Below are 22,656 nucleotides of genomic sequence, written 5' to 3' on the forward strand. Positions count from 1 at the left end.
CTTTTTGGCGGCAAAAAGCAGCATCACCGGGCCCGGGTTCCCTGCCGCCCGGCGGGCGTAGCCCTACGATGGTGAGGATGAACTCAATGCGGAAGGCCTGTAACGCATCCGCCGTGGCCCTTCTGCTCGGGGCATCACCGCTGGTCCTGGCGCTGCCCGCAGCGGCCGATCCCTGCGGGCCAGCCGGCCTCCTCCCGGCGAAATTCTGCCCGGCCCCGCCGACGCCAGGTCCGCCGTCGGCCTCCCCGTCGCCCAGCCCGACTGTCCCTGCCAGCTCCGCCCCGCCACCGTCAGGGGCCGCGCCTTCCCCAGCGCCTCGCCGAACGCCGTCGGCAACACCATCCCAGGCACAGCCCACGAAGCCCGCCCAGCTCCCGGCGGCGCCGACGTCGGACCCGGTTCCAACAGCGGACCAAGACAACACGCCTCCACCGGCCACGGCGTCTGTTTCAGCTGTCACGACGGCGACTTCCACGTCTCCCGCGGCGGACGCGGGCCAGGACCACTCAACGGGGCAGCCGCTGGGCGCGGCGGCCGGCCAAGGTGATTCGGGACCGGACGGGCAGCTCAGTGTCGCCGGATCCCTGCTGGCGCTGAGTGGCCTCCTCATCGGGCTCTCCGGGGCAATCGGCCTCCGCCGGCCGGCCCAACCGTGAGACGGCCGCCGAACCGTCACATTTCAATGTGGGGTTCAGCGGCCGTCGAGTCACATCGCGGCCTCAGACCTTCTCGCGGGGACGGTCAACTACCGTCTCCGGCTCCTCGACTGTGAACTCCTTGCTGCGGCGCGGGAAGCCCCAGAACCGGCCTTCCTTTGCCTCCACCCGGGGCTCCGGGCGTTCCTCAGGTTCCCGCGCGGCATCCTTCCTGGCATCCCGGCGGTAATCCTTGTTGTACTGGTAGCACATCAGTGACCTCCTTCATGGTGACTGCCCTTTAATCGTCCCCCCGAAGCCGTGGCGCGTCGATACTCTGCGGCTGCCCATTTCCGCCTGAACGGCGGGCCAGCCCCTGGGTTTCACTGGGGTACTCTCTGTCTTAGAACCGGAGAGTGAATTGAAGACGCGCACGCGCCATGCCCGGCAAAGGATGTACAGCCATGACCGTCCCGCCGAAAGCGCCAGCCCCCGGCCCTGGCTGGTATCACGACCCTGCCGGCTCCGGCCGGCTTCAGTGGTGGAACGGTTCGGCTTGGACCGGACAGTTCAGCGCACCCCAGTTCCCGGCGGCACCGGCCCAAAACCTGGTGGCACCGCGTAGGCGCATCAGTGACAGGACACCGGTCTACAACCCGTACATCTGGACGATTGTGGCCCTGCCGCTGGTGCCCCTCATCCTGCTCATGTTCTGGAACCCGGTGCTCCGGCTGCGCACCGTGGGCCCGCGGCAGGTCCAGATCATTGATCCGGCGTCGATCTTCACGGCGCCTTACTTCCTTCTGGTGACCACCGGCTTCGTGGCCTACGGCGTGTCCGCGCTCCTGGCGTATCTGGATTGGGACAGGCTGCGCAAAGACGGCGTGGTCCGGCCGTTCCACTGGGCGTGGGTGTTCCTCAGCCGGGAACTCTACGTGATTGGCCGCTCGGTGATTGTCCACGAGGTGGCCCCGCGGCGCGGACTCGCCCCGGTGTGGGCCACGATCGGCGTCATCCTGCTCACCGTGGTGCTCACCGGGCTCAAGATGTCCGCCATCGCGAGCACCCTAGCGAATCAGGCCGCGACGATTTAAGGGGCCACAAAGGGCGGCTTCGCCTGAGGGAAGTGCATCCCCTCGAGCCGCCGGCTAGTTCAGAGGGCGGTCCCGGCGGCGACGCCGGACTCGGTTGCGGCGCCCGGGGCCGCAGCGACGCCCGGCTCGGCGCCCGTGACCATGGCCTTGACCTCCGGGGACGTGGACTTGGTTGCCAGCACCCGGACCACGGCCTGGAGCTCTTGGCGCAGCAGGTCCGGGTCAATGGGTGTCGCGGCGAGCACGGAGCGTTCCATGTCGGCGGCCGCCGTGACGGCCTGGCGGCCTTGGGCAGTCAGGGACACCACGTGGCTGCGCCGGTCGGAGGTGCTGCGCTGCCGCGAAATGTGGCCATGCGCCTCCAGCCGGCTCAGAGTCTTGCCCATGGTCTGGGCCTGGACCCGGACTAGTTGGGCCAGTTGGGCTTGTGTCATAGGCCCATTCGCCGAGAGCACTTCCATGGCGATCACCCCGGCATGGGTCAGGCCAATGGCCCCCAATTTTTCGTTCCAGGAATGTTCTACAAGACGTGCTGCCGTGGACAATAGGCGGCCCGTGGGCCAGCGATCCATATCAGGCATACCCAAGAGTATAGCGAGCACCGGATTCGTCCGGCGTCCACCGGCTCACTACGCTGGATAGTCACCCCACTTCACGACACACATCATCAAGGAGAAACCCGTGCCTGAGCGACTCACTGCCGGTGCCACAGCACCGGATTTCACCCTCAAGAACGCCGAAGGACAGGACGTCAGCCTGCGCGATTTCCGGGGGCGGAAGACCGTGATCTATTTCTACCCGGCGGCCTCCACACCCGGATGCACCAAGGAGGCCTGCGATTTCCGGGATTCCCTTGGCGCGCTTCAGGCCGCAGGATATGAGGTGGTGGGCATCTCCCCTGACCCTGTTGGGAAGCTTGCGGCGTTCGCGGCCGCCGAAGGGCTGACCTTCCCGCTGCTCTCCGACGAAGACCACAGCGTCGCCGAGGCATATGCGGCCTGGGGCGAAAAGAAAAACTACGGCAAGACCTACCAGGGCCTCATCCGCTCCACTATCGTTGTCGACGCCGAGGGGCAGGTTGTCGTCGCGCAGTACAACGTCCGGGCCACCGGGCATGTCGCCAAACTTCGCCGGGACCTGAAACTCGACGCCTGATAGGTACAATGGAGCCTGGCGACCGCCGCGGGGGGGAACTTACCCCGGGACGACGACGGCGCCGCGCGCGAGTGGTGGAATTGGCAGACACGCAGGATTTAGGTTCCTGTGCCTTCGGGCGTGGGGGTTCAAGTCCCCCCTTGCGCACACAGAGAACCCCGGTCTTCGGACCGGGGTTCTCGTCGTTTCCAGCGGTTTTTAGCAGTTTTCAGCGGATCATGAAGAGCTCAAAAAGAATTTCACATCTGCACCCATCCGTTTCCTCCGAGCAGCCGAATACCCATTGAGACACCAACCAAGGGTCGGTGCCCAACAGTCGGGAAAGGCCGCAGCGGCAATATTCGCCGCAGGCAACCATCGGCACAACAAAGGAGAAACCGAAATGCAGAACATCAAGCGCACCACGTTCGCCGTTGCAGGTATCGCAGCTGCCGCCATGCTCAGCCTCACTGCCTGCGGCGGATCCAGCACCACCGCCTCCTCGGCCCCCGCCTCCGCGGCGCCGTCGGAATCCAGCATGGCGCCGTCCCCGTCCATGAGCGCCTCCGCCGCGGCCATGGATCCGGCTGCCAACCTTGTCGGCTCTGGCTGCGCAGCCTACGCCGCCAAGGTTCCGAGCGGTGCCGGCTCCGTCTCGGGCATGGCACTTGACCCGGTGGCCACCGCGGCTTCCAACAACCCGATTCTCACCACCCTGACCGCCGCTGTTTCCGGCAAGCTCAACCCCAAGGTCAACCTGGTGGACACGCTCAACGGCAGCGAATTCACCGTCTTCGCACCGACCGATGACGCCTTCAAGAAGATCGATCCGGCCACGATCGAGGCCCTGAAGACGGACGACGCCACGCTGAGCAAGATCCTGACCTACCACGTGGTCCCCGGCAAGATCACCCCGGACCAGATTGTCGGCACCCACAAGACGGTTCAGGGCGGTTCGGTCACGGTCACCGGCACCAAGGATGCACTCAAGGTCGACGGCGCCAACGTTGTCTGCGGTGGCGTCCAGACCGCCAACGCCACTGTCTACATGGTCGACTCAGTCCTGATGCCCAAGTAGGCAGTCCAAGCCCTCCTGCCCCGGCTCCAGCCTGACTCCCTGGACCATTAGGAGAAGCGAAGGCCCGCACCACACGGTGCGGGCCTTCGCTTTTTTGTGCTCCGGGAACCGTGGCTGGTGGCCGGCGACGGTGTGCCACAAAAGCTGGCGGCCCCGGCCGTCAACTAGACTGGGGCTGTTCCGCAGCCGGCGGACCTTCCAGTTCCCAGAGGTGATTCTCGAGTGCCCAGCAGTACAGTGCCCCGCAGGACAGTGCGGCGAATTGCCGCCAGCATCGGGGCCGCTCTCCTTGTGCTGCCGCTCGCGTCCTGCACGGGCAGCCTCGGCCCGGCACCCAGCTCGGCAACCGCCTCACCAACCTCCAGCGCGGCACCCACCGCGGTCTTCACTTTCGGCACCGGCTCGGAGCCGCTGGGGCTCGATCCTGCCCTGGTCTCCGACGTCGAGTCCTACCGCGTCACCCGGCAGGTCCTGGAAGGCCTTGTGGGCGTGGACCAGACCACCGGCGATCCCACGCCGCTGCTGGCCACCGAATGGTCCCAGACCGATGAGGGCCGGACCTACGAGTTCAAGCTGCGCGAGAACGTGAAGTTCCAGGACGGGACGTCGTTTGATGCCGCCGCGGTCTGCACCAACTTCAACCGCTGGTTCAACTTCTCGCCGGCCCTCCGCCAACAGGCCTCGGGCACCACATTCAAGGGTGTGTTCAAGGCCCATGCGGACCAGGCCCCGCTGTCCATCTATAAGGGCTGTACAGCCGTGGCGCCGGACAAGGTGCGGATCGGCCTCACCCAGCCCTTCACCGGATTCCTCCAGGCCCTCACCCTTCCGGCCTTCGCGATCTCTTCGCCCAAGGCCCTCGCCGCGGAGCACGCGGACATCCTGAACCAGAGCCGGGGCGGGCAGCCGATGTCCGCCTACGGCCTCCACCCGGTGGGCACCGGACCGTACGTTTTCGGCTCCTGGGACTCGGGCAGCGTGACCCTGGCCAGCAACAAGAACTATTGGGGCGACAAAGGTCAGATCGGGACCATCAAGTTCGTGACCTACGATCAGCCGCAGACCCGGATGCAGGCACTCCTCGAAGGCAAGATCGACGCCTACGACGCGGTCACGGTCGGAAACTTCGATCAGCTGGTCAAGAGCGGCAAACAGATCATCCAGCGGGACCCCTTCTCCGTGATGTACCTGGGCATGAACCAGGAAGTTCCTATCCTGCAAAACCTCAAGGTGCGCCAGGCGATCGAGATGGGCTTGGACAAGGACACGCTGATCCGCCGGTTCTTCATCGACAACACAGCCCAGGCGTCCCAGTTCGTTCCGCCCAAGCTCAGCGGATTTAACAACAACGCCGCTGCGCTCGGCTACAACCCGGGCAAGGCCAAGGAACTCCTCGCCGAGGCCGGCTACAAGGGTGAGGCGCTGAAGTTCTATTACCCGCTCAACGTCACCCGGCCCTACCTGCCGACACCGGAGAAGGTATACGCCGAAATCAGCCGGCAACTGACCGCCATCGGGCTCAACATCAAGCCCGTGCCCGTGGACTGGGCCGACGGCTATCTGCAGAAGGTCACCTCCCCGGGCGACCACGCCCTGCACCTGCTGGGCTGGAACGGCTCGTATTCGGACCCCGACAATTTCGTGGGCCCGCTCTTTGGCGCGAACACCGGAGAATTCGGCTACCAGGACCCCCAGGTCTTCTCCAAGATCGCCCGGGCCCGGGGCCTGCCGGACGGCACGGACCGCACTTCGCAGTACCAGACCATCAATGCGCAGATCGCGGCCACGGTGCCCGCGGTTCCCATTGCCTTCCCGATCTCGGCACTGGCGCTCTCGGACCGGGTCCTGAAGTACCCGGCGTCGCCGGTGCTTAATGAAGTTTTCACAAAGGTCGAGCTAAAGCCTTGACGCACGGGGCCAATTTCAGTTAGTGGGCGCTGCGGGATATTCTGTGACAGCCAGAGCCGCTGCTATCGGAGACTGATTGTGACTTTCATTTCCAAGACCCAACATGCCGACGTCGTCCTGATTGGCGGCGGCATCATGAGCGCCACTCTCGGTGCTTTCATCAAGCAGCTTGAGCCGACCTGGACCATCTCGCTCTTCGAGAAGCTCGACGAACCGGGACTGGAAAGCTCCGGCCCGTGGAACAACGCCGGTACCGGACACGCGGCCCTGTGTGAGCTCAATTACTCCCCCGCAGCCAAAGACGGCTCGGTGGACCCCGGCAAGGCCCTGAACATCAACGAGCAGTTCCAGCTGTCCCGCCAGTTCTGGTCCCACCTCGTCTCGAATTCCCTGATCGGCTCCCCCAAGGGCTTCATCAACACCGTTCCGCACATGAGCTTCGTGATCGGCGAGGACCACACCAAGTTCCTCCGCACCCGCTACGAGGCCCTCAAGCCGAACCCGCTGTTCCGGTCGATGGAGTACTCGGAGGACCACGCCCAGATCGCCAAGTGGGCCCCGCTGATCGTCAAGGGCCGCGACCCCAAGCAGCGCGTCGCGGCAACCCGCGCGGCCGAGGGCACCGACGTCGACTTCGGCGCCCTGACCCGCGAGCTGACCACGTACCTGGGCAACAACGGCGTGGAGATCAACTACGGCCACAACGTCAGTGACATCAAGCGCGCCTCCGGCGGCGGCTGGGACCTGGCGCTGAAGCACCCCCAGTCCGGTGAGCACGGCTCCATCCACGCGAAATTCGTGTTCGTCGGCGCCGGCGGCGGCGCCCTGCACCTGCTGCAGGCATCCGGCATCCCGGAAAGCAAGGGGTTTGGCGGCTTCCCGGTCTCCGGCCAGTTCTTCCGCTGCACCGACGAGGCCCTCGCGGCCCAGCACAGCGCGAAGGTCTACGGCCAGGCATCCGTCGGCGCCCCGCCCATGTCCGTGCCGCACCTCGATACGCGCTATGTCAACGGCAAGCGCTCCCTGCTGTTCGGCCCCTACGCCGGCTTCTCCACGAACTTCCTCAAGAACGGCTCCTACCTGGACCTGCCGCTGTCCATCCGCCCCTCCAACATCATCCCGATGCTGGCCGTGGCCAAGGACAACATGGACCTCACCGCCTACCTGATCAAGGAGGTCGCCAAGCGCCACGGCGACAAGGTCGAGGCCCTGCGGGAGTACTACCCGGAGGCACAGGACGGCGACTGGGAGCTCATCACCGCCGGCCAGCGGGTCCAGATCATCAAGAAGGACCCGAAGAAGGGCGGCGTGCTGCAGTTCGGCACCGAGGTCATTGCCGGACGTGACGGCACCATCGGCGCCCTGCTCGGCGCCTCCCCGGGCGCGTCCACGGCCGTGCCAATCATGATCGAGCTGCTCCAGAAGTCCTTCCCCAAGAACTTCAAGGGCTGGCAGTCCAAGCTCAAGGACATGATGCCCGGCTACGGCGTCAAGCTTAACGACAACCCTGAGCTCGCCGCGCGGCTGGAGGCCGAGACGGCCAAGACGCTGCAACTCGAACAGGTCTCCGCCCGCAACTAAGCCGGGCGTCGGACCATGGCTGGTCTACACTGCTGGTTTGGGACCGCTGCAACTCATTGACGTCCCCGTTGGCAGTACCTTCTCGACCCACCAGGAGACCATGAGATGTTCCGGCTCGCAAAGCTCTCGCTCGCCAACCGGGCCCTGATCGCCCTGATCACCGTGTTCGCATCGGTGTTCGGCGTGATCACGATGTCCTCGCTGAAGCAGGAGCTCATCCCGTCCATCGAGTTCCCGCAGATCACCGTCATCTCCTCGCTGCCCGGTGCGTCGCCGGAAGTGGTCGACAAACAGATCAGCGCCCCGCTGGAAACGGCGCTCAACGGCGTCGAGGGCCTGGAGTCGACGTCGTCAACATCGCGCAACGGCGTCTCCCAGATCACCCTGGCGTTCACGTACGGCACCAACCTGGACCGGGCGCGGAACCAGATCGACCGAGCAATCTCCAACGCCAAGCAGGCCCTGCCGAAGGACGTCCAGCCGCAGGCGATCGCCGGGAGCATCAGCGACTTCCCGATCGTGTTCCTGGCCGTGTCCTCGGATAAACCCCTCAGCGAACTGAACGCCGACCTCGCCCGGCTCAGTGTCCCCAGGCTGCAGAAGCTCGACGGCGTCAGGGGCGCCGACGTTACCGGCGGTGCCACCAAGCACATCCAGATCCTGCCGCGGCCCCAGGACATGGCGGCGTCGGGTGCGAGCATCCAGTCCATCAGCGAGGCGCTGAAGAACAACGGCGCCCTGGTTCCGGCCGGCACCATCGAAGAACAGGGCAAGACCCTCTCGCTGCAGATCGGCAGCCCGGTGGATTCCCTCGACGCCATCAAGGCCCTCCCCCTGGGCGCGGTCCGCGATGCGGCAACGATCGGCAGCGTGGCGGACGTCAGCCTGGTCGAGGACGCCCGCACCTCGATCACGCGCACGAATGGCAGGGAAACCCTCGCCCTGTCCGTGACCAAGAAGCCCGAGGGCGACACGGTAGCGATCTCCCACGCGGTCAAGGACGCCATCCCGCAGCTCGAGGCAGAGCTTGGCTCCAACGCCAAGTTCACCCCGGTCTTCGACCAGGCACCGTTCATCGAGAAGTCGATCAAGGACCTCACCACCGAGGGCCTGCTGGGCCTTGGCTTTGCCGTCGCCGTGATTCTGGTGTTCCTCATGTCCGTGCGCTCCACCCTTGTCACTGCCGTGTCCATCCCGCTGTCCCTGTTGATCACGTTCATCGGACTCTCGGCCACCGGCTACTCGCTCAATATCCTGACTCTGGGAGCGCTCACCATCGCGATCGGCCGCGTGGTGGACGACTCGATCGTGGTCATCGAGAACATCAAGCGGCACCTGAGCTACGGGGAAACCAAGATCACGGCGATCCTGACCTCCATCCGCGAAGTGGCCGGTGCCATCACGGCCTCCACTCTGACCACCGTGGCCGTCTTCCTGCCGATCGCCTTCGTGGGCGACCTGGCCGGCGAGCTGTTCCGGCCGTTCGCCCTGACTGTGACCATTGCCCTGCTCTCATCGCTGCTGGTTTCGCTGACCATCGTGCCGGTACTGGCGTACTGGTTCCTGCGCACGCCCGCCGACTCCACTGCCGGTGCCCGTGCCGCTGGATCTGCGGCAGATCCTGCCGCTGGTTCAGGCGCTGGTTCTGGCGCGGGCATTGCCGCCAAGGCGCATGAAGCCGAGCAGCGCACGCTCCTGCAGCGTGGCTACCTGCCCGTCCTCGCCGGTACCCAGCGGCACCCGGTCCTCACGCTGATTGCCGCGGCTCTGGTGCTCGGCGGAACCGTGGCGATGTCCCCGCTGCTCGCCACCGATCTGCTCGGCCGCTCCGGCGAGAACAGCATGACCGTCCGGCAGGCCATGCCGGCGGGCACCAGCCTGGCCGAGGCCAGCGCATCGGCGATCCGGGTCGAGAGTGTCCTGCGCGGCATCGACGGGGTCAAGGACGTCCAGTCCACCACCGGCAACGCCCAGACCGGCTTCTCCGCCCTGCTCTCCAGTGGCGCATCGAATTCGACATTTACGGTGGTGACGGACGAGAAGGCCAACCAGGGCAAACTCCAGGACAGCGTCCGCAGCGAGCTCGCCCAACTCGGCGACGCCGGCAAGATCACCGTCGGTTCCCAGCAGGGCGGCTTCGGCACGTCATCGACCGTGGACATCACCCTGAAGGCGGCCTCGACCGCCGACCTCCGGACCGCCAGTGACGCGATGGTCAAGGCCATGGACGGGGTCCCCGGCAGCAGTGAGGTGGCCACCAACCTGGCCGCCAGCCAACCGGTGGTCCAGGTCAAGGTGGACCGGGCCAAGGCCGTCGCCGCCGGACTGAACGAGGAGCGCGTGGCCGGGGTCCTGGCCGCCACGATCAGCCCGATTCCGGCGGGGACAGTTCGCATCGACACCAACGATTTCCCGGTCCGGATCGGCGAAGGCACCCGCTTCACGAGTATCGCGGCGGTACGGGCGATCCCGCTCCCGACGGCGGCCGGCGCCGTCCCGCTGGGCAGCATCGCCTCCGTGGAACAGGTCGATGTGCCTGTCTCCATCACCGCCAGCAACGGCCAGCGAACCGCCCGGGTCTCGGTGACGCCGTCGGGCGCCAACCTCGGCGCGGTCAGTACCGAAGTGCAGAACCGCCTCAAATCGGTCCAGCTGCCGCCGGGGGTCACCGCCACCATCGGAGGCGCCACCACCCAGCAGGCCGACTCGTTCCGGCAGTTGGGCCTCGCGCTGTTGGCCGCCGTCGCGATTGTCTACGTGATCATGGTGGCAGCGTTCAAGTCCCTCATCCAGCCGTTGATCCTGCTGGTCTCCATCCCGTTTGCGGCGACAGGAGCAATCGCCCTGCTCGTGGTGACCGGCGTGCCGCTGGGGCTGCCGTCGCTGATCGGCATGCTGATGCTCGTGGGCATCGTGGTGACCAACGCGATTGTGCTGATCGACCTCATCAACCAGTACCGCCAGCCCCGCAACGGGGAGCCCGGGATGGGCGTGGCGGACGCGATCACGCACGGCGCCCGCCAGCGCCTCCGCCCCATCCTCATGACGGCCCTCGCCACAGTGTTCGCCCTGACACCAATGGCGCTGGGCCTGACCGGCGGTGGCGGCTTCATCTCCCAGCCCCTGGCAATCGTGGTGATCGGCGGCCTGATCTCCTCAACCGCCCTCACGCTTATCCTGGTCCCCGTGCTGTACCGGCTCGTGGAAGGACGGCGTGAACGCAAGGCCCTGGAAAAGTCCTTGCCCCGCGGGCGTCATTCCGCGCCGGCCGTGGCAGAGGACTTCCCGGATGACTTCCCCGAAGACGCTGCCCTGCCAACGGGTTCGCACTAGGAACCGGAACTCGGTGTCCCGGCCTTGGCCCGCGATGCCCGGTGCGTTCCGTGCGCCGCGTGCGTTCCGTGGACGCCGTTGGCTCCCTTTGAGAGCTTCTGGCGGCCCCTGGCCGCCGTGACAGCATCCCTGTGACGCGGTCCGCTGGAGGCCAGGGCCGGAAGGGTTGCGGGCGCAGCGGGGTTCATCACTTCGCGGGCCGGGTTCCCGGTATACGTCGCATTTTCCGGGACGTCTTCGCCCTTCATCAGCAGGGCGTCGGGACCGAGTGACGAACCATCCTGCATCGTCACTCCGTAGTTGACCCAACTGTCCACGCCAAGGGAACACCTGTTGCCAATCACGATGTAGTCGGACTTGAACGTGCCGTCCTCCATGGAGTGGCCCTGGACGTGTGTTCCCTCGTTGACCGTGCAGTCATCGCCGATCGTGACGAGGGTTTTTTCCGGCATGTTCAGGCCGGCGTCGTAGAGCCGTTTGCCCACCTTGACGCCCAACAGCCTCCAGATCATGGGTTTGAACGGGGTCCCGTTGTAGGCTCCCACGGCCAGCAGCTTCCAGAGACGTTCATGCCGCCAGAAGTAGCTGTCGTAGATGGAGCAGTATTGCGGCTTCAGGCGGCGGAATCCCATGACCGAACGCTCCACCAGGGAGCCAAACAGTACGCGGAATACGATCAAGCCGAACATTGACCCGGCGACGGCCAGCACACCCAGGAAGCTATGGGCCGTTACGGCGATGGCGCCGGCAAGCGTGGCAACGAACAACAGGAACCAGCGTTCGGCCAGGAACAGCACCATGCTCATAATGTTGTGCCGGTTCTTGGCCGGAAGGCGCCGTTCCATTTCTTCCGCGATCTTGAGTTCGTCAAACTGTGCGTCACGCTGAACGGACCGGGGAATCTCAAAGGCCGGCGACCCCAGCAGCCCAACATCCCTGCGGACCGGGCCGTCAATCGGAATCATTACCTTTGTAGCCAGCAGGCAGTTCTCCCCCACCCGGGCTCCCATCGGAAACGTAATGCCATTTCCCAGGAAGTTGCGGCCGGCGATCTGGACCCGCGAGAGCCGGAAGGAGGTGTTGGTGTAGTCGGCGTTCATCATGTTGAGGCCGTCTGAAACCATGGTCCCGGTTCCTACCGAGCTGAGGAATGGCGACTCGTGGCCCAGTGTGGGGCCGAAGTTCGATCCTGTTTGCTGGACCTTGCCCAAGTTCCAGCCCAGTGCCTTGAGGTAGTGCACGATGTAGGAGCTGTCGCCGAAGATGTCTTTGTACGTCCGGACGTTCGAGATACGCATAATCATCCGGTGGATCGAAAAGTGCCAGCCGTAGAGCGGATACACCACATCAGGCTTAAGGAAGATGTTCAGGAGACGCGGAACGCAGACGACGATCAGCAGGCCGGTGAACAGCCCCCCAATGAACACAATGAGTGAAACGGCCGCTACTTCGACAAAAAATGTGAAAACGCCCAGCTGCAGGTGCCCGGTGTTCAGGTAAGCCGGCAGGAAGAGGGCCAGGCCCAGAACCGCCGTCGGAACCACCAGGACCAGACGGTTGAACAACTGGAGCAGGGTGAAGATGACTCTCCGACGGGTGGTGCAGGTGGCGGCCGGGACTCTCAGATAATTGGTGCTGGTGCGTGCGGCAGGGGAACCGTGCCAGACCTGTCCGTCCGGTACGGCCTGTGAAGCCTGTAGCGACGAGGCATGCCCGAGCTGGGTGTCATTGCCCATCGACGTTCCGATGTCGAGGGTGGTTCGCTCAGAGACCAGAACGTTTCGTCCCAGCGTCACCGGACCCTTCTCGATGATGCCCGCATGTGCCCGGTAGCACAGGAACGAGGAGTCCTTGTGGATGACGGTATTGTCACCAACGGTGAACAGGTCAGGGCACGCGGGCACCTGCCGGGAGAAGATCACTACACCTTTGCCGATCTTTGCGCCCAGAAGCCGCAGGTACACCACGTAGAGCGGAGACCCGGCAAACAAAACGAGTGGATTTGCCCGCGTCACTGTCTTGACCGTCCAGAAACGCAGATAGGCCGCGCTCCATATCCGGATGGTGCCGGGCTTCCACCGCCCTACGAGGACCCATTTGACGATGATTGGCGTCACGGACAGGATCACGAACATGGCGGCACCGAACCCGACGGAGCGGAGCCACATGTCAGCGGGGCTGGTTCCCGCAGACGTCCATTCGTAGCCGAATACAATCAACCAAGCCGCGTACATCAGGTAACCGAAGAATGCCAGCAATTGGATTGCACCACACATGGCGTACCGGAGGGAGCTGACCGGGCGCATTGGTTCCGGGAGCACAGCGTCGGTTTCCGGTAGGGCGGCGCGGAGGACCGATTCATTGTGCCGGGCTTCCAGACACGCGGCGAGCTGCCGAACCGTCGGGTTCTCATAGATATCCTGCATTGCGGCCGCCGGCAGGGCGGTTTCTTTCCTGATGCGGGCACAATAGCGCGCCATCAGCAACGAGTCGGCGCCGAGGTCGTTGAAGAAATGGGCATCGGTGGAGACCTTGTCGAGGCTCAGCACCGCGCCAAGCTGCGCGGCCAGGGTCTCTTCGGCGGGGGTTGTTGGGGCGGTGAAGGACCCGGCGGCCGCCTGGCTGATCCTGTGTTCAGGCCGCGGCAGCCGCTTCCGGTCAACCTTGTCACTGGCCATCATGGGAATGGAGTCGAGCTGTTCAAAATAGGCGGGAACCATGTACCCGGGAAGCCTGGTGCGCAGCATCCGGTGGAGGTCGTGGGCGTCAATGTCCGCGATGTCCTGGCGCGGCGTGTAGTAGGCGGCGAGTTCCACAGTCCCGGGTTCCGGTTCATAGGTCTGAACGACTGCCTGGGCTATTCCGGGGAGCTGCAGGAGGACGGATTCGATTTCGCTCAGCTCGATGCGGTAGCCGCGTATTTTGACCTGGGTATCGATCCGGCCGAAGTATTCGAGTTGCCCGGAGTCGTTCACCCGTCCGAGATCCCCGGTGCGATAGATCCGGCCGGAGGGATTGTTCTCGATTCCCAGGAAATCCGGGACAAAGGCGCGGTCGGTCAGGTCCTGGCGGTTTACGTATCCCCGTGCCAGGCCAACCCCTGCCAGGCCGATTTCCCCTGTTTCGCCGCGCGGCAGGACCCGGAGCTCAGCGGGATCCACAATAACCGCCGTGTACGTGGGCAACGGCACACCTAGGGAGACGGGCAGGTCCGGGTCGAGGACCGACCAGGTGGCAGTCACGGTAGCTTCGGTGGGGCCATAGACATTAAGGAAGCGACGGCCGGGGCGATGCCAGCGTATGACGAGGTCCTTGGGGCAAGCCTCTCCAGAGACCAGCAGGAACCGCAAATCGGGCAGATCTTCGTCAAGCGTTGCGAGCAGCGTGGGAACACAGCAAAGAGCTGTGATCCGTTTTTCCTGCAGGTATTCCGCGAGCTCGGCACCGAGCATGCTGGAACGTCCCGGCTTAGGCACCAAGGTGGCTCCGACCATCCAGGCCACCCAGATTTCCTCCACCGAAAAGTCGAAGGCGATGGTCATGCCTTGGTACACGCGGTCGGTGGGCTGAATGCCGTAAATGTCAGAGGCCACCCGGACAAAATTGCAGATGCTTGCCTGGTCCACGGCCACGCCCTTCGGCCGGCCCGTCGACCCAGAGGTGTAGATGATGTAGGCCAGCTCATCCTTCGTCCCGCCAAGTTCCGCATCGTCCAGGCGGGCGGTGTCCTTAGCGTCAATCTGTGCCTGCACCTCATCAACACTCACCGTCACAGCGGCCACTTCAGGCACAAGGTCCCTCAAATGTGACAGTGAGAGGATCATCGCCGCATTGGCGTCTTCCACAATGTATTGGAGACGGTCGGGCGGAAACCCCGGATCAAGGGGAACATAGGCCGCGTGGATCTTCAGCACGGCAAGCATCGCCACGTAGGCACGCCAAGGCTGGTCAAACAGCAACGCGATGCGGTCACCGGGCCGGGCACCGCACACCAGGAGATGGCGGGCCAGCTGGTTGGCCCGTTCGTCCAGTTCCGTGTAGGTCAGGACGATGTCCCCGGCGTCCACGGCAACCTGGGCGGCACGCCCCTCCTCCCGCAACCGGTCACAGCTGTCCTCAAAAAGTTGGTCCAACCGCTCGCCACGACGCCAGCGCGCCGCCTGATCCGGCGCAGCCGACGTCAGGATGGTTCCCCCCTCCGAACCACCGATCATCGACATTTTTCCGCGCAACTCAGGGGGACTGATGAGGCTGTTGCCGATCCTCGCGGTCTTGCCCATCCTTTAGCTCCTTCGCTAGAAGTGACGTGCCACAGTTCTGTCGTCTTGCGGGACAGGGGTCATATCCTGGTCAGAAATCGAAACCCACGTCTCGACCGGGGGGCCAACAGTGGGCATGAGGGGCTCCCCATGACCCACCATCGCGTCCTCGCCCGCCGGGGCCATGCCGAATGCCCGTCGGACAGCCCGTTCGGCGTCCGCGAGCCGGTGGGCTGGCGTGACTGCACCCACGGAGGTCTCGGATATGTCGAAGAGATCGAGGTCCACGTTGGCGTCCGACAGGGCCTTGAGGAAGGTGCAGAAGATTTCGGGGGAAGAGCGCATACCCAGCCCGGTGATGGACACCCTGCCCACCTCGCTGTCGTGCTGCAAACCCTGAAAACCAATTGTTCCCTTTTCAGCATCCAGCACCGCCAGGGCGGTGCCCGCATGGGCGGCCGGCACGATCAGGGCAACGTCGGAACGCTTGGAGTCCGGGCCGGCCGTGTTCTGGACAATCGCCTGGACGTGCGCTCCCGAACGCGAGAGGACGTGCAAGATGCGCGCCATGCTGTCCGGCTGGTCAGGAATTCCAACAACAGTGATTTTCGAAGCCGAGTTGACCCCTGCCACTCCGGTCACCTCTGGCTGCTCCCTCGCGGGCTGGAGGACTGGATGACGGTCCAGGCCGGGCAGAATCAACGTCCCAGCCTCGGGCACGAATGACGACCTCACATGGATCGGAAGACCGAACCGGCGGGCGTACTCAACGCACCGTAGATGCAGCACCTTGCACCCGGAGGCCGCGAACTCAAGCATTTCCTCGCTCGAGAGAACCTCGATCTTTCGCGCTGTCGGGACAACCCGCGGGTCCGCGGTGTAGACGCCGTCGACGTCCGTGTAGATTTCGCAAATATCGGCCCCGAGTGATGCGGCCAGCGCGACCGCGGTGAGATCCGAGCCGCCGCGACCGAGGGTGGTGACCCTGTTCCGCTTCTGCGTCCGGCCCTGGAATCCTGCCACGATAGGCACTTCACCGCGGTTCAAACTATTGCGGACACGGTCCGGCCTGACATCAGTAATGTGTGCCTTGCCGTGGATGCTGTCGGTAATGAGGCCGGCTGCGCTGCCGGTAAAGGTGCGGGGCAGCTGGCCAAGATCCGCCAGTGCGATCGCCAACAGTGCCGAGGACACAAGTTCGCCGATGCTCAGTAGGGCGTCAAGGTCCACAGCGAGCGGCCGAGGGGAAACTTCCGCAGCAAGGTCGCATAGTTCATCGGTGGTATCCCCCATGGCGGACACCACTGCTACGACCCGGTAGCCGTTGGTCCGCGTTTTGGCTATCCGCTCGGCTGCCCGGAGAATACCCGCGGCGTCCGCCAGGGATGAACCACCAAATTTTTGTACGATGACACTCCCCGGGCGAACCGCCCGGTCGGTTTCCGCTAGATCACTGTCGTTAAGATCTGTTTCCTTGCGGGTACCCATTTCTCTCCCCGAAATCTACTTCGATTCTTGCAAGCGGTACTGGCCCCTGTGAGCCGTCTCTGCCCTCTGTACGGATCCTCAAATTGTTGATCCCAGGGCGACCGGCTCTCCGGTGACTGTCACTGCGGCTGCAGCGAGAATATCGAGTCCCTTCTGCAGATCTTCGGGGCTGATGGTCAGCGCGGGCATCGTCTTGAGTACCTCACCCTCCGGGCCGGAAGTTTCCACCAGCAGGCCCCGGGCAAACGATTCAGCCGCAATCTTTCCTGCCGTCTGAGAGTCGGGGTAGTAGACACCGGCGAGCAATCCCCGGCCACGGACCGTGGCGCCTTCCACGCCAGCTGCGATCTGTGTAAGCCCCTCGTGCAGCTGCGAAACGAGCCCTGCGACCTTCGACTGGAATCGGCCATCCTGCCAGTAGTGTTCCAGGGCAGCCGCGCCGGTGACGAACGCCGGGTTGTGCCCCCGGAATGTTCCGTTGTGCTCGCCGGGCTTCCAAATGTCCAACTCGGGTTTGAACAGGGTCAGTGACAACGGCAGTCCAAAGCCCGAGATGGATTTCGACAGGCAGACGATATCAGGGGTGATGCCCGCCTCCTCAAAACTGAAAAATGTACCGGTACGTCCGCATCCGGCCTGAACGTCATCCACGATGAGCAGGATGTCGTGTTGGCGGCAGAGCGCCGCAAGGCCCCGTAGCCAGGACGCCCGAGCGGCCCTGAGCCCACCCTCGCCCTGGACAGTTTCCACGATCACCGCAGCGGGCTTGTCGAGTCCTGAGCCCCTGTCCTCCAAGGCCTGCTGGAGCCACAGAAAGTCCGGTACCTGACCGTTGAAAAAGCCGTCATAGGGCATGCTGGAGGTGTTCGTCAGCGGAACGCCGGCTCCTTGCCGTTTCATTGAATTGCCCGTAACTGCCAGTGATCCCAGGGTCATCCCGTGAAATGCATTGGTGAAGCTCACGACATGCTGCCTGCCGGTCACTTTGCGGGCGAGCTTCAGGGCCGCCTCCACGGAGTTTGTTCCCGTCGGACCGGGGAACATGACTTTGTAGTCCAAATTCCGCGGTTTGAGGATCAACTCCCGGAACGTTTCCAGGAAGCGCCGCTTGGCGGGCGTCTTCATATCGAGCGAATGGATGATTGAGCCCGAGAGGAGGTAGTCCACCAGCGGCCGCAGCAGGACCGGGTTGTTGTGCCCGTAGTTCAGCGCCCCGGCGCCGGAGAAGAAATCCAGATATTCTCTGCCGTCTTCGCTGTAGAGGCTGCTGCCGGCCGCACGATCAAACACGGTGTCCCAGCTGCGGCAGTAGCTGCGAACCTCAGACTCCAAACTTTCGAAGATATCCATCTGTCTATCCCCCGTACTTCCCAACTAGCGAAGTTTCCTGAGCGTAAACACAGCTCAGGCTTTCTAGATGACGGGCACGGAAAGGAGACAGCGCAGCATCTGTGGCGCACTGACCGTTGGTTAACGGGCCCGTATTTTATTCACGTATTGAGGTTGCCTATCCGTGAACTGGGCAGATCATCTGCGCTGCCCGACTGCTTATTCGTTTCTTATCGTAAACTCAGCAATCTCACAGCACCTGAGTAGCGGGTACCTGTTTTTTCCTCTGAAATGGCTGATTAACTACCCGAATCAGCGAAGGTCCAACGCCTCTAGCGGCGCATGGCTACTTGGAAAAAAGCGCCGGCGCCGGGGCACCCGTTGGACGTGGACGCCGAGGGCCTAACGGCCCGGCCCGCAGACGCCCGGAGACGGCGAAGCGGACGGTCGACGACGGCTGACAGGACGGCGAATGAGCCGGGCGGGAGCAGTCGTTTAGCCGGCCTTGGCCATCGCGTAGGCCACGGTGGCGTAGGCCAGGGCGCCCGACATTTCCTGGAGCAGTTCCGGGTTGGTGTTGGCGATGGTGTCGCATGCCTGGTGGTAGCAGGGATCGAGGACCTTGCCGGCCGCCCCGCCATAGGACTGCGCCTGGACCTGGGTCTTCCTTTCCACATCGCCGGTGAACAGCCCGCCGCCGGGAATGCCGGCCGAGAGGAAGGCATCGTAGTCGGAGCCGCCGTCAAAGGGCGTGGTCTCGGCGGGCAGCGCGTTCTCCTGGAAGTAACGGAACAGGATGTCCTCGATCGCCTTGGACCCGGCCGGGCCCGCGTGGCCGAAATCGGATCCGTCCCCGTCATGCACGGACCGCACGCCGTTGGGCGAGGCTGCCATGTCCACGTTCAGGTTCGCCGCGGTCTGGCCGATCTCGGCCTGGCTGAGTTCGTCGACGTAGTGCTGGGACCCGTACAGCCCGTCCTCTTCCCCGCCCCAGAACGCGAACCGGACCCGGTTGGCCGGGGTGATCCCGGCCTCCTTCATCCACCGCGCGGTCTCCAGGACGGCCGCAACCCCGCTGGCGTTGTCGTTGATGCCCGGGCCTTCCTTCACGGAGTCCAGGTGCGCGCCCACCACCACGGTGTGCCCGGCGTCGCCGCCGGTGTCGGCGAGGATGTTGAAGGACTCCACCCGCGCCTTGCCCCGGCCGTCCCCCCTGAACGTGAAGGTCTGCCGCACCGGTGCATACCCGGCCGCGCGCAGCTGCTCCTCGACGTAGCGGCCAGATTCCTCATATCCGGAGGTGCCCGAAGCGCGGTTTCCGTCATTGGCGTCGGCAATGCGCTGCAGCGCCTGCATGTGCGCCACCGTGTCCCGCGCCTTGAAATCCTCCAGCACGGTGCGTGCGTCCACGGTGCTCACCGGATCCAACCGCGACGCAGTACATCCCGAAAGCAGGAGACTGATCGCCACCAAGACGGCCGCAGCCGCCGCTCTTCCCCGTCTGAGCCCTCGTGTACCCGTCACGGTATGAACATACTTCGTCAGTAGTCGAGGAGGAAGGGTCCGGCTAGTGCGAGCCGGCCGGGAGGCGTGGGACGGCGGCGGCGGGGTCGGAGAAGGCCAGCCGGGGCACCAGCACCAGGGCGGCGGCCGCGGCAAGCCCAGTAACCCCGCAAATGGTCCATACCGTGAGGTAGCCGGCGAGCGGCGCCGCGGTCTGCCCGGCGTCCCCCGCGCCGGCCCCGGCGTCGGCCAGGACGTGGCTCAGCAGGGCGATGCCGAAGACCGCGGACGCGAAGGCCCCGCCGATGGTCTTGGTGGCGTTGGTCAGGCCCGTGGCCATCGCGGTGCGGTCAAGGGGCGCCGCCGCAGCGGCCGCCGAAGGCAGCGCCGCGACGAGGGCCCCGGAGCCGACGCCGGCGATCGCCATGTTGGCGAGCGCCTCGGCGAGGCTGTCATGGAAGGGCAGGAACAGCAGGTAACCCAGGCCCACGAGCGCAGCGGCGCCCACGAGCGTCCAACGCGGGGTGAGACGGCGGGTCACCACCGGGTACAGCAGGGCGCCGACGAGCAGCGCGAGCACGTAGACGCCGATGATGATGGACACCTGCCCGGCGCGCAGGCCCAGACCGTAGCCGTGCAGCGCGGGGTCCGTCCGGGCGAAGGTGGACAGCGGAGCCTGGGCGCCCAGAACCGAGACGCCAAAGAGTCCGGCGGTCAGCTGGACCGGCCACATGGACTTGCCGCGCAGCATCCTGATGTCCACGAGCGGATCTGCCACGCGCAGCTCGAACCGAGCGAACGGGATGAACACCAGGATCCCGGCCCCCACCAGCGCCCACGGCCACCACGCGCCGGCTCCGTTGAGGCGCATGAACGTCAGCCCCGAGGTGATGAGCAGCAGTCCGACGGCGAGCAGCGTGAAGCCGCGGGTGTCCATGCGTCCCCCGCTGCGCTCACGTGACTCCGGCACGCCGAATCGGATAGCGAACCAGCACGCGGACACGGCCACCGCCGGAACCAGGAGCACCAGCTGCAGCTGCCCGGCGAACACTTCCACGAGCGCGCCGGCCGCGAGCGCTCCGGCGATGACACCGGCCTCCAGTGCCCCTACCAGGACACCGGCCGCCCGCCGGGTGCGGGCGGCGCCGTCGGGCAGCTGATGGACACGGCTGAAGATCAGCGCAATTTCCAGCGGCAGCCAGACGACGTAGAAGCCCTGGAACGACCACGCGGCCAGGAAGGTCCAGAAGTCCGGGGCGAGCGCGACGCCCCAGGAGGCTGCGGCGGTGACCAGGGTGGAGGCCAGCAGGATTTTCCGGTGGCCATACATGTCCCCGAGCTTGGCCAGCACCGGCACGGCAAGGGCACTGACCATGAGCTGCGCGGCCTCGAACCAGTTGACGTCGGCGTCGTGGATCCCCAGGTGCCGGGCGATATCGGTGAGGATGGGCGTGTAGTAGCCCTGCAGGATTCCGCTGGTGAGCTCTACCAGACACAGAAAAGCTACGACACGTCGCAAAGGGGGCCTTCCGGGCGGGCAGGCACCTCATGGCCGGCCGATTGATTGCATCCTAGGCCCGCGCTCCCCCGCACGCGGGAAACCCGGCCGGAACGGTGCGGGAATATTCGTCCGCGTCGGGCGTTATACCCGTCGATAGATGCAAATGCATGTAAATCGGCTATAGTAGAAACAGATTCCGGATCACCCCGGCCACGGAAAGGCACATCATGCAGATCGGCGTATTCAGCGTCAGCGACATCACCACCGACCCCACCACGGGCCGCACCCCGACGGAGCACGAGCGCATCAAGGCGTCCGTAGCGATCGCCAAGAAGGTCGAAGAGATCGGCATGGATGTCTACGCCCTGGGCGAGCACCATAACCGGCCGTTCTTCTCTTCCTCCCCCACCACCACGCTCGCGTACATCGCGGCCCAGACCGAGCACATCATCCTGTCCACGGCCACCACGCTGATCACCACCAATGACCCGGTGAAGATCGCCGAGGACTTCGCGATGCTCCAGCACCTCGCAGACGGACGCGTGGACCTGGTCCTGGGCCGGGGCAACACCGCCCCCGTCTACCCCTGGTTCGGCAAGAACATCCAGGACGGGATCGAACTCGCGATCGAGAACTACTCCCTGCTGCGCCGCCTCTGGGACGAGGACACCGTCAACTGGTCCGGCAAGCACCGCACCCCGCTGCAGAATTTCACCTCCACCCCCCGCCCGCTCGACGGCGTCGCCCCCTTCGTGTGGCACGGCTCGATCCGCACGCCGCAGATCGCCGAAGTGGCGGCCTACTACGGTGACGGTTTCTTCGCCAACAACATCTTCTGGCCCAAGGAGCACTACCAGCAGCTGATCGGCCTCTACCGCGAACGCTACGAGCACTACGGCCACGGCAAGGCGGACCAGGCCATTGTGGGCCTCGGCGGCCAGTTCTTCATGCGGAAGAATTCCCAGGATGCGGTCAAGGAGTTCCGCCCCTACTTCGACAACGCCCCGGTGTACGGCCACGGCCCGTCGCTGGAGGACTTCACCTCCCAGACCCCGCTGACAGTCGGCAGCCCGCAGGAAGTGATCGAAAAAACCCTGACGTTCCGGGAGTACTTCGGCGACTACCAGCGCCAGCTTTTCCTGATCGACCACGCCGGCCTGCCGCTGAAGACCGTCCTGGAACAGCTGGATCTCTTCGGCGAAGAGGTGCTGCCGGTGCTGCGCAAGGAATATGCCGCACTCAAGCCCGCACATGTCCCCGAACCGCCGACGCACGCCGGCCGGGTGGCTACCGCACTTTCAGCGGGCACCGTCGACACCACCGCGGCAGAGACCACCACCAAGGGCTCATGATGCCGGCCAAGAGCACAGAATCGCCGGTACGCCTGGCCGCGGAAACCTGGGAATCCCTGTTCCGGGCCCAAGTGGCGGTGATGCGCAAGCTGCAGGCGGCGCCGGCATTCAAAGCCCTGGCGCTCAACGAGTACGACGTCCTGTTCACGCTCTCGCGCTGCCCCTCCGGGTGGCTGCGCCTGAACGAGCTCAACGACAACGTCCTGCTGAGCCAGTCCAGCCTCAGCCGGCTGGTGGAGCGGCTTGAGAAGCGCGGGCTCCTCGAACGGACACCGGCCCCCGACGACGGCCGCGGGATCCTCATCCGGCTAACCGATGACGGACGGGACCTGCAGAAGCAGATCGGCCGGGAACACGTGCGCGACATCGCCGCGCTCGTGGGCCCGGCCCTCTCCGCCGCCGAACAGCAGGAGCTGCTGCGGCTGACCGAGAAGCTCCGCGCCTCTGTCGCCGTGCGCTAG

At 64.9% G+C, this 22,656-nt stretch carries 15 protein-coding genes and 1 tRNA gene; 9 read left to right on the forward strand and 7 right to left on the reverse strand.

What is annotated here, in order from left to right; all coding sequences use genetic code 11:
• Nucleotides 1-719 precede the first annotated feature (719 nt).
• The gene (locus tag ACFRJ8_RS05435; protein ID WP_377985125.1) at nucleotides 720-908 is read right to left on the reverse strand and encodes a hypothetical protein; all 189 of its coding nucleotides are present in this window, start codon (nucleotides 906-908) and stop codon (nucleotides 720-722) included.
• 191 nt (nucleotides 909-1,099) lie between these two features.
• On the opposite strand from ACFRJ8_RS05435, the gene ACFRJ8_RS05440 reads away from it, so the two are divergent.
• Nucleotides 1,100-1,729: a DUF2510 domain-containing protein gene (locus tag ACFRJ8_RS05440; RefSeq protein WP_377985126.1), complete on the forward strand. Its 630-nt coding sequence runs from the start codon at nucleotides 1,100-1,102 to the stop codon at nucleotides 1,727-1,729.
• 59 nt (nucleotides 1,730-1,788) lie between these two features.
• Here ACFRJ8_RS05440 and ACFRJ8_RS05445 read toward each other — a convergent pair whose 3' ends face one another.
• Entirely contained in the window at nucleotides 1,789-2,310 is a 522-nt protein-coding gene (locus tag ACFRJ8_RS05445; RefSeq protein WP_377985127.1) for a MarR family winged helix-turn-helix transcriptional regulator, read from the reverse strand.
• A gap of 100 nt (nucleotides 2,311-2,410) precedes the next feature.
• Here ACFRJ8_RS05445 and bcp point away from each other — a divergent pair, with 100 nt between their 5' ends.
• The 6 genes from bcp (at nucleotide 2,411) to ACFRJ8_RS05475 (ending at nucleotide 10,763) form a co-directional block, all read left to right on the forward strand.
• Complete coding sequence (gene bcp, locus ACFRJ8_RS05450) at nucleotides 2,411-2,884, forward strand: thioredoxin-dependent thiol peroxidase (RefSeq protein WP_377985128.1); 474 nt, start codon at nucleotides 2,411-2,413, stop codon at nucleotides 2,882-2,884.
• A 65-nt stretch (nucleotides 2,885-2,949) separates the two neighbouring features.
• Nucleotides 2,950-3,031 (forward strand) — tRNA-Leu (locus tag ACFRJ8_RS05455).
• A gap of 235 nt (nucleotides 3,032-3,266) precedes the next feature.
• Complete coding sequence (locus ACFRJ8_RS05460) at nucleotides 3,267-3,941, forward strand: fasciclin domain-containing protein (protein WP_277523269.1); 675 nt, start codon at nucleotides 3,267-3,269, stop codon at nucleotides 3,939-3,941.
• A 252-nt stretch (nucleotides 3,942-4,193) separates the two neighbouring features.
• A complete protein-coding gene (locus ACFRJ8_RS05465) occupies nucleotides 4,194-5,849 on the forward strand; it encodes an ABC transporter substrate-binding protein (RefSeq protein WP_377985191.1) in 1,656 nt (551 codons plus the stop codon).
• A gap of 78 nt (nucleotides 5,850-5,927) precedes the next feature.
• Nucleotides 5,928-7,430, forward strand: coding sequence for a malate:quinone oxidoreductase (locus ACFRJ8_RS05470; protein WP_377985129.1), 1,503 nt, complete (start codon nucleotides 5,928-5,930; stop codon nucleotides 7,428-7,430).
• Nucleotides 7,431-7,535: 105 nt separating this feature from the next.
• A complete protein-coding gene (locus tag ACFRJ8_RS05475) occupies nucleotides 7,536-10,763 on the forward strand; it encodes an efflux RND transporter permease subunit (RefSeq protein WP_377985130.1) in 3,228 nt (1,075 codons plus the stop codon).
• Here the strand turns inward: ACFRJ8_RS05475 and ACFRJ8_RS05480 are convergent.
• From ACFRJ8_RS05480 to ACFRJ8_RS05500, 5 genes are all read right to left on the reverse strand, one after another.
• Nucleotides 10,760-15,043: a Pls/PosA family non-ribosomal peptide synthetase gene (locus ACFRJ8_RS05480; protein WP_377985131.1), complete on the reverse strand. Its 4,284-nt coding sequence runs from the start codon at nucleotides 15,041-15,043 to the stop codon at nucleotides 10,760-10,762. The genes ACFRJ8_RS05475 and ACFRJ8_RS05480 overlap by 4 nt on opposite strands.
• A 15-nt stretch (nucleotides 15,044-15,058) precedes the next feature.
• Nucleotides 15,059-16,510, reverse strand: a complete 1,452-nt coding sequence (locus ACFRJ8_RS05485; RefSeq protein ID WP_377985132.1) for an aspartate kinase — start codon at nucleotides 16,508-16,510, stop codon at nucleotides 15,059-15,061.
• A gap of 78 nt (nucleotides 16,511-16,588) precedes the next feature.
• The gene (ectB, locus tag ACFRJ8_RS05490; protein ID WP_377985133.1) at nucleotides 16,589-17,860 is read right to left on the reverse strand and encodes a diaminobutyrate--2-oxoglutarate transaminase; all 1,272 of its coding nucleotides are present in this window, start codon (nucleotides 17,858-17,860) and stop codon (nucleotides 16,589-16,591) included.
• Between the two features lie 474 nt (nucleotides 17,861-18,334).
• Complete coding sequence (locus ACFRJ8_RS05495) at nucleotides 18,335-19,258, reverse strand: M20/M25/M40 family metallo-hydrolase (RefSeq protein WP_377985134.1); 924 nt, start codon at nucleotides 19,256-19,258, stop codon at nucleotides 18,335-18,337.
• Nucleotides 19,259-19,406: 148 nt separating this feature from the next.
• Entirely contained in the window at nucleotides 19,407-20,861 is a 1,455-nt protein-coding gene (locus tag ACFRJ8_RS05500; protein ID WP_377985135.1) for an MFS transporter, read from the reverse strand.
• 209 nt (nucleotides 20,862-21,070) lie between these two features.
• Here ACFRJ8_RS05500 and ACFRJ8_RS05505 point away from each other — a divergent pair, with 209 nt between their 5' ends.
• The gene (locus tag ACFRJ8_RS05505) at nucleotides 21,071-22,195 is read left to right on the forward strand and encodes an LLM class flavin-dependent oxidoreductase (RefSeq protein WP_377985136.1); all 1,125 of its coding nucleotides are present in this window, start codon (nucleotides 21,071-21,073) and stop codon (nucleotides 22,193-22,195) included.
• The gene (locus ACFRJ8_RS05510) at nucleotides 22,195-22,656 is read left to right on the forward strand and encodes a MarR family winged helix-turn-helix transcriptional regulator (protein WP_377985192.1); all 462 of its coding nucleotides are present in this window, start codon (nucleotides 22,195-22,197) and stop codon (nucleotides 22,654-22,656) included. Before ACFRJ8_RS05505 ends, ACFRJ8_RS05510 begins: the two co-directional genes overlap by 1 nt.

Source organism: Arthrobacter sp. NPDC056886 (assembly GCF_042788715.1).
GTDB lineage: Bacteria > Actinomycetota > Actinomycetes > Actinomycetales > Micrococcaceae > Arthrobacter.

Excerpts from the sequence above, each read along its gene's own strand:
- ACFRJ8_RS05460 (WP_277523269.1), top strand. The coding sequence starts at position 3,267 with ATGCAGAACATCAAGCGCACCACGTTCGCCGTTGCAGGTATCGCAGCT.
- ectB (WP_377985133.1), bottom strand. The coding sequence starts at position 17,860 with ATGGATATCTTCGAAAGTTTGGAGTCTGAGGTTCGCAGCTACTGCCGC.
- ACFRJ8_RS05485 (WP_377985132.1), bottom strand. The coding sequence starts at position 16,510 with ATGGGTACCCGCAAGGAAACAGATCTTAACGACAGTGATCTAGCGGAA.
- ACFRJ8_RS05475 (WP_377985130.1), top strand. The coding sequence starts at position 7,536 with ATGTTCCGGCTCGCAAAGCTCTCGCTCGCCAACCGGGCCCTGATCGCC.
- ACFRJ8_RS05445 (WP_377985127.1), bottom strand. The coding sequence starts at position 2,310 with ATGCCTGATATGGATCGCTGGCCCACGGGCCGCCTATTGTCCACGGCA.
- ACFRJ8_RS05435 (WP_377985125.1), bottom strand. The coding sequence starts at position 908 with ATGTGCTACCAGTACAACAAGGATTACCGCCGGGATGCCAGGAAGGAT.
- ACFRJ8_RS05510 (WP_377985192.1), top strand. The coding sequence starts at position 22,195 with ATGCCGGCCAAGAGCACAGAATCGCCGGTACGCCTGGCCGCGGAAACC.
- ACFRJ8_RS05505 (WP_377985136.1), top strand. The coding sequence starts at position 21,071 with ATGCAGATCGGCGTATTCAGCGTCAGCGACATCACCACCGACCCCACC.
- ACFRJ8_RS05440 (WP_377985126.1), top strand. The coding sequence starts at position 1,100 with ATGACCGTCCCGCCGAAAGCGCCAGCCCCCGGCCCTGGCTGGTATCAC.
- ACFRJ8_RS05480 (WP_377985131.1), bottom strand. The coding sequence starts at position 15,043 with ATGGGCAAGACCGCGAGGATCGGCAACAGCCTCATCAGTCCCCCTGAG.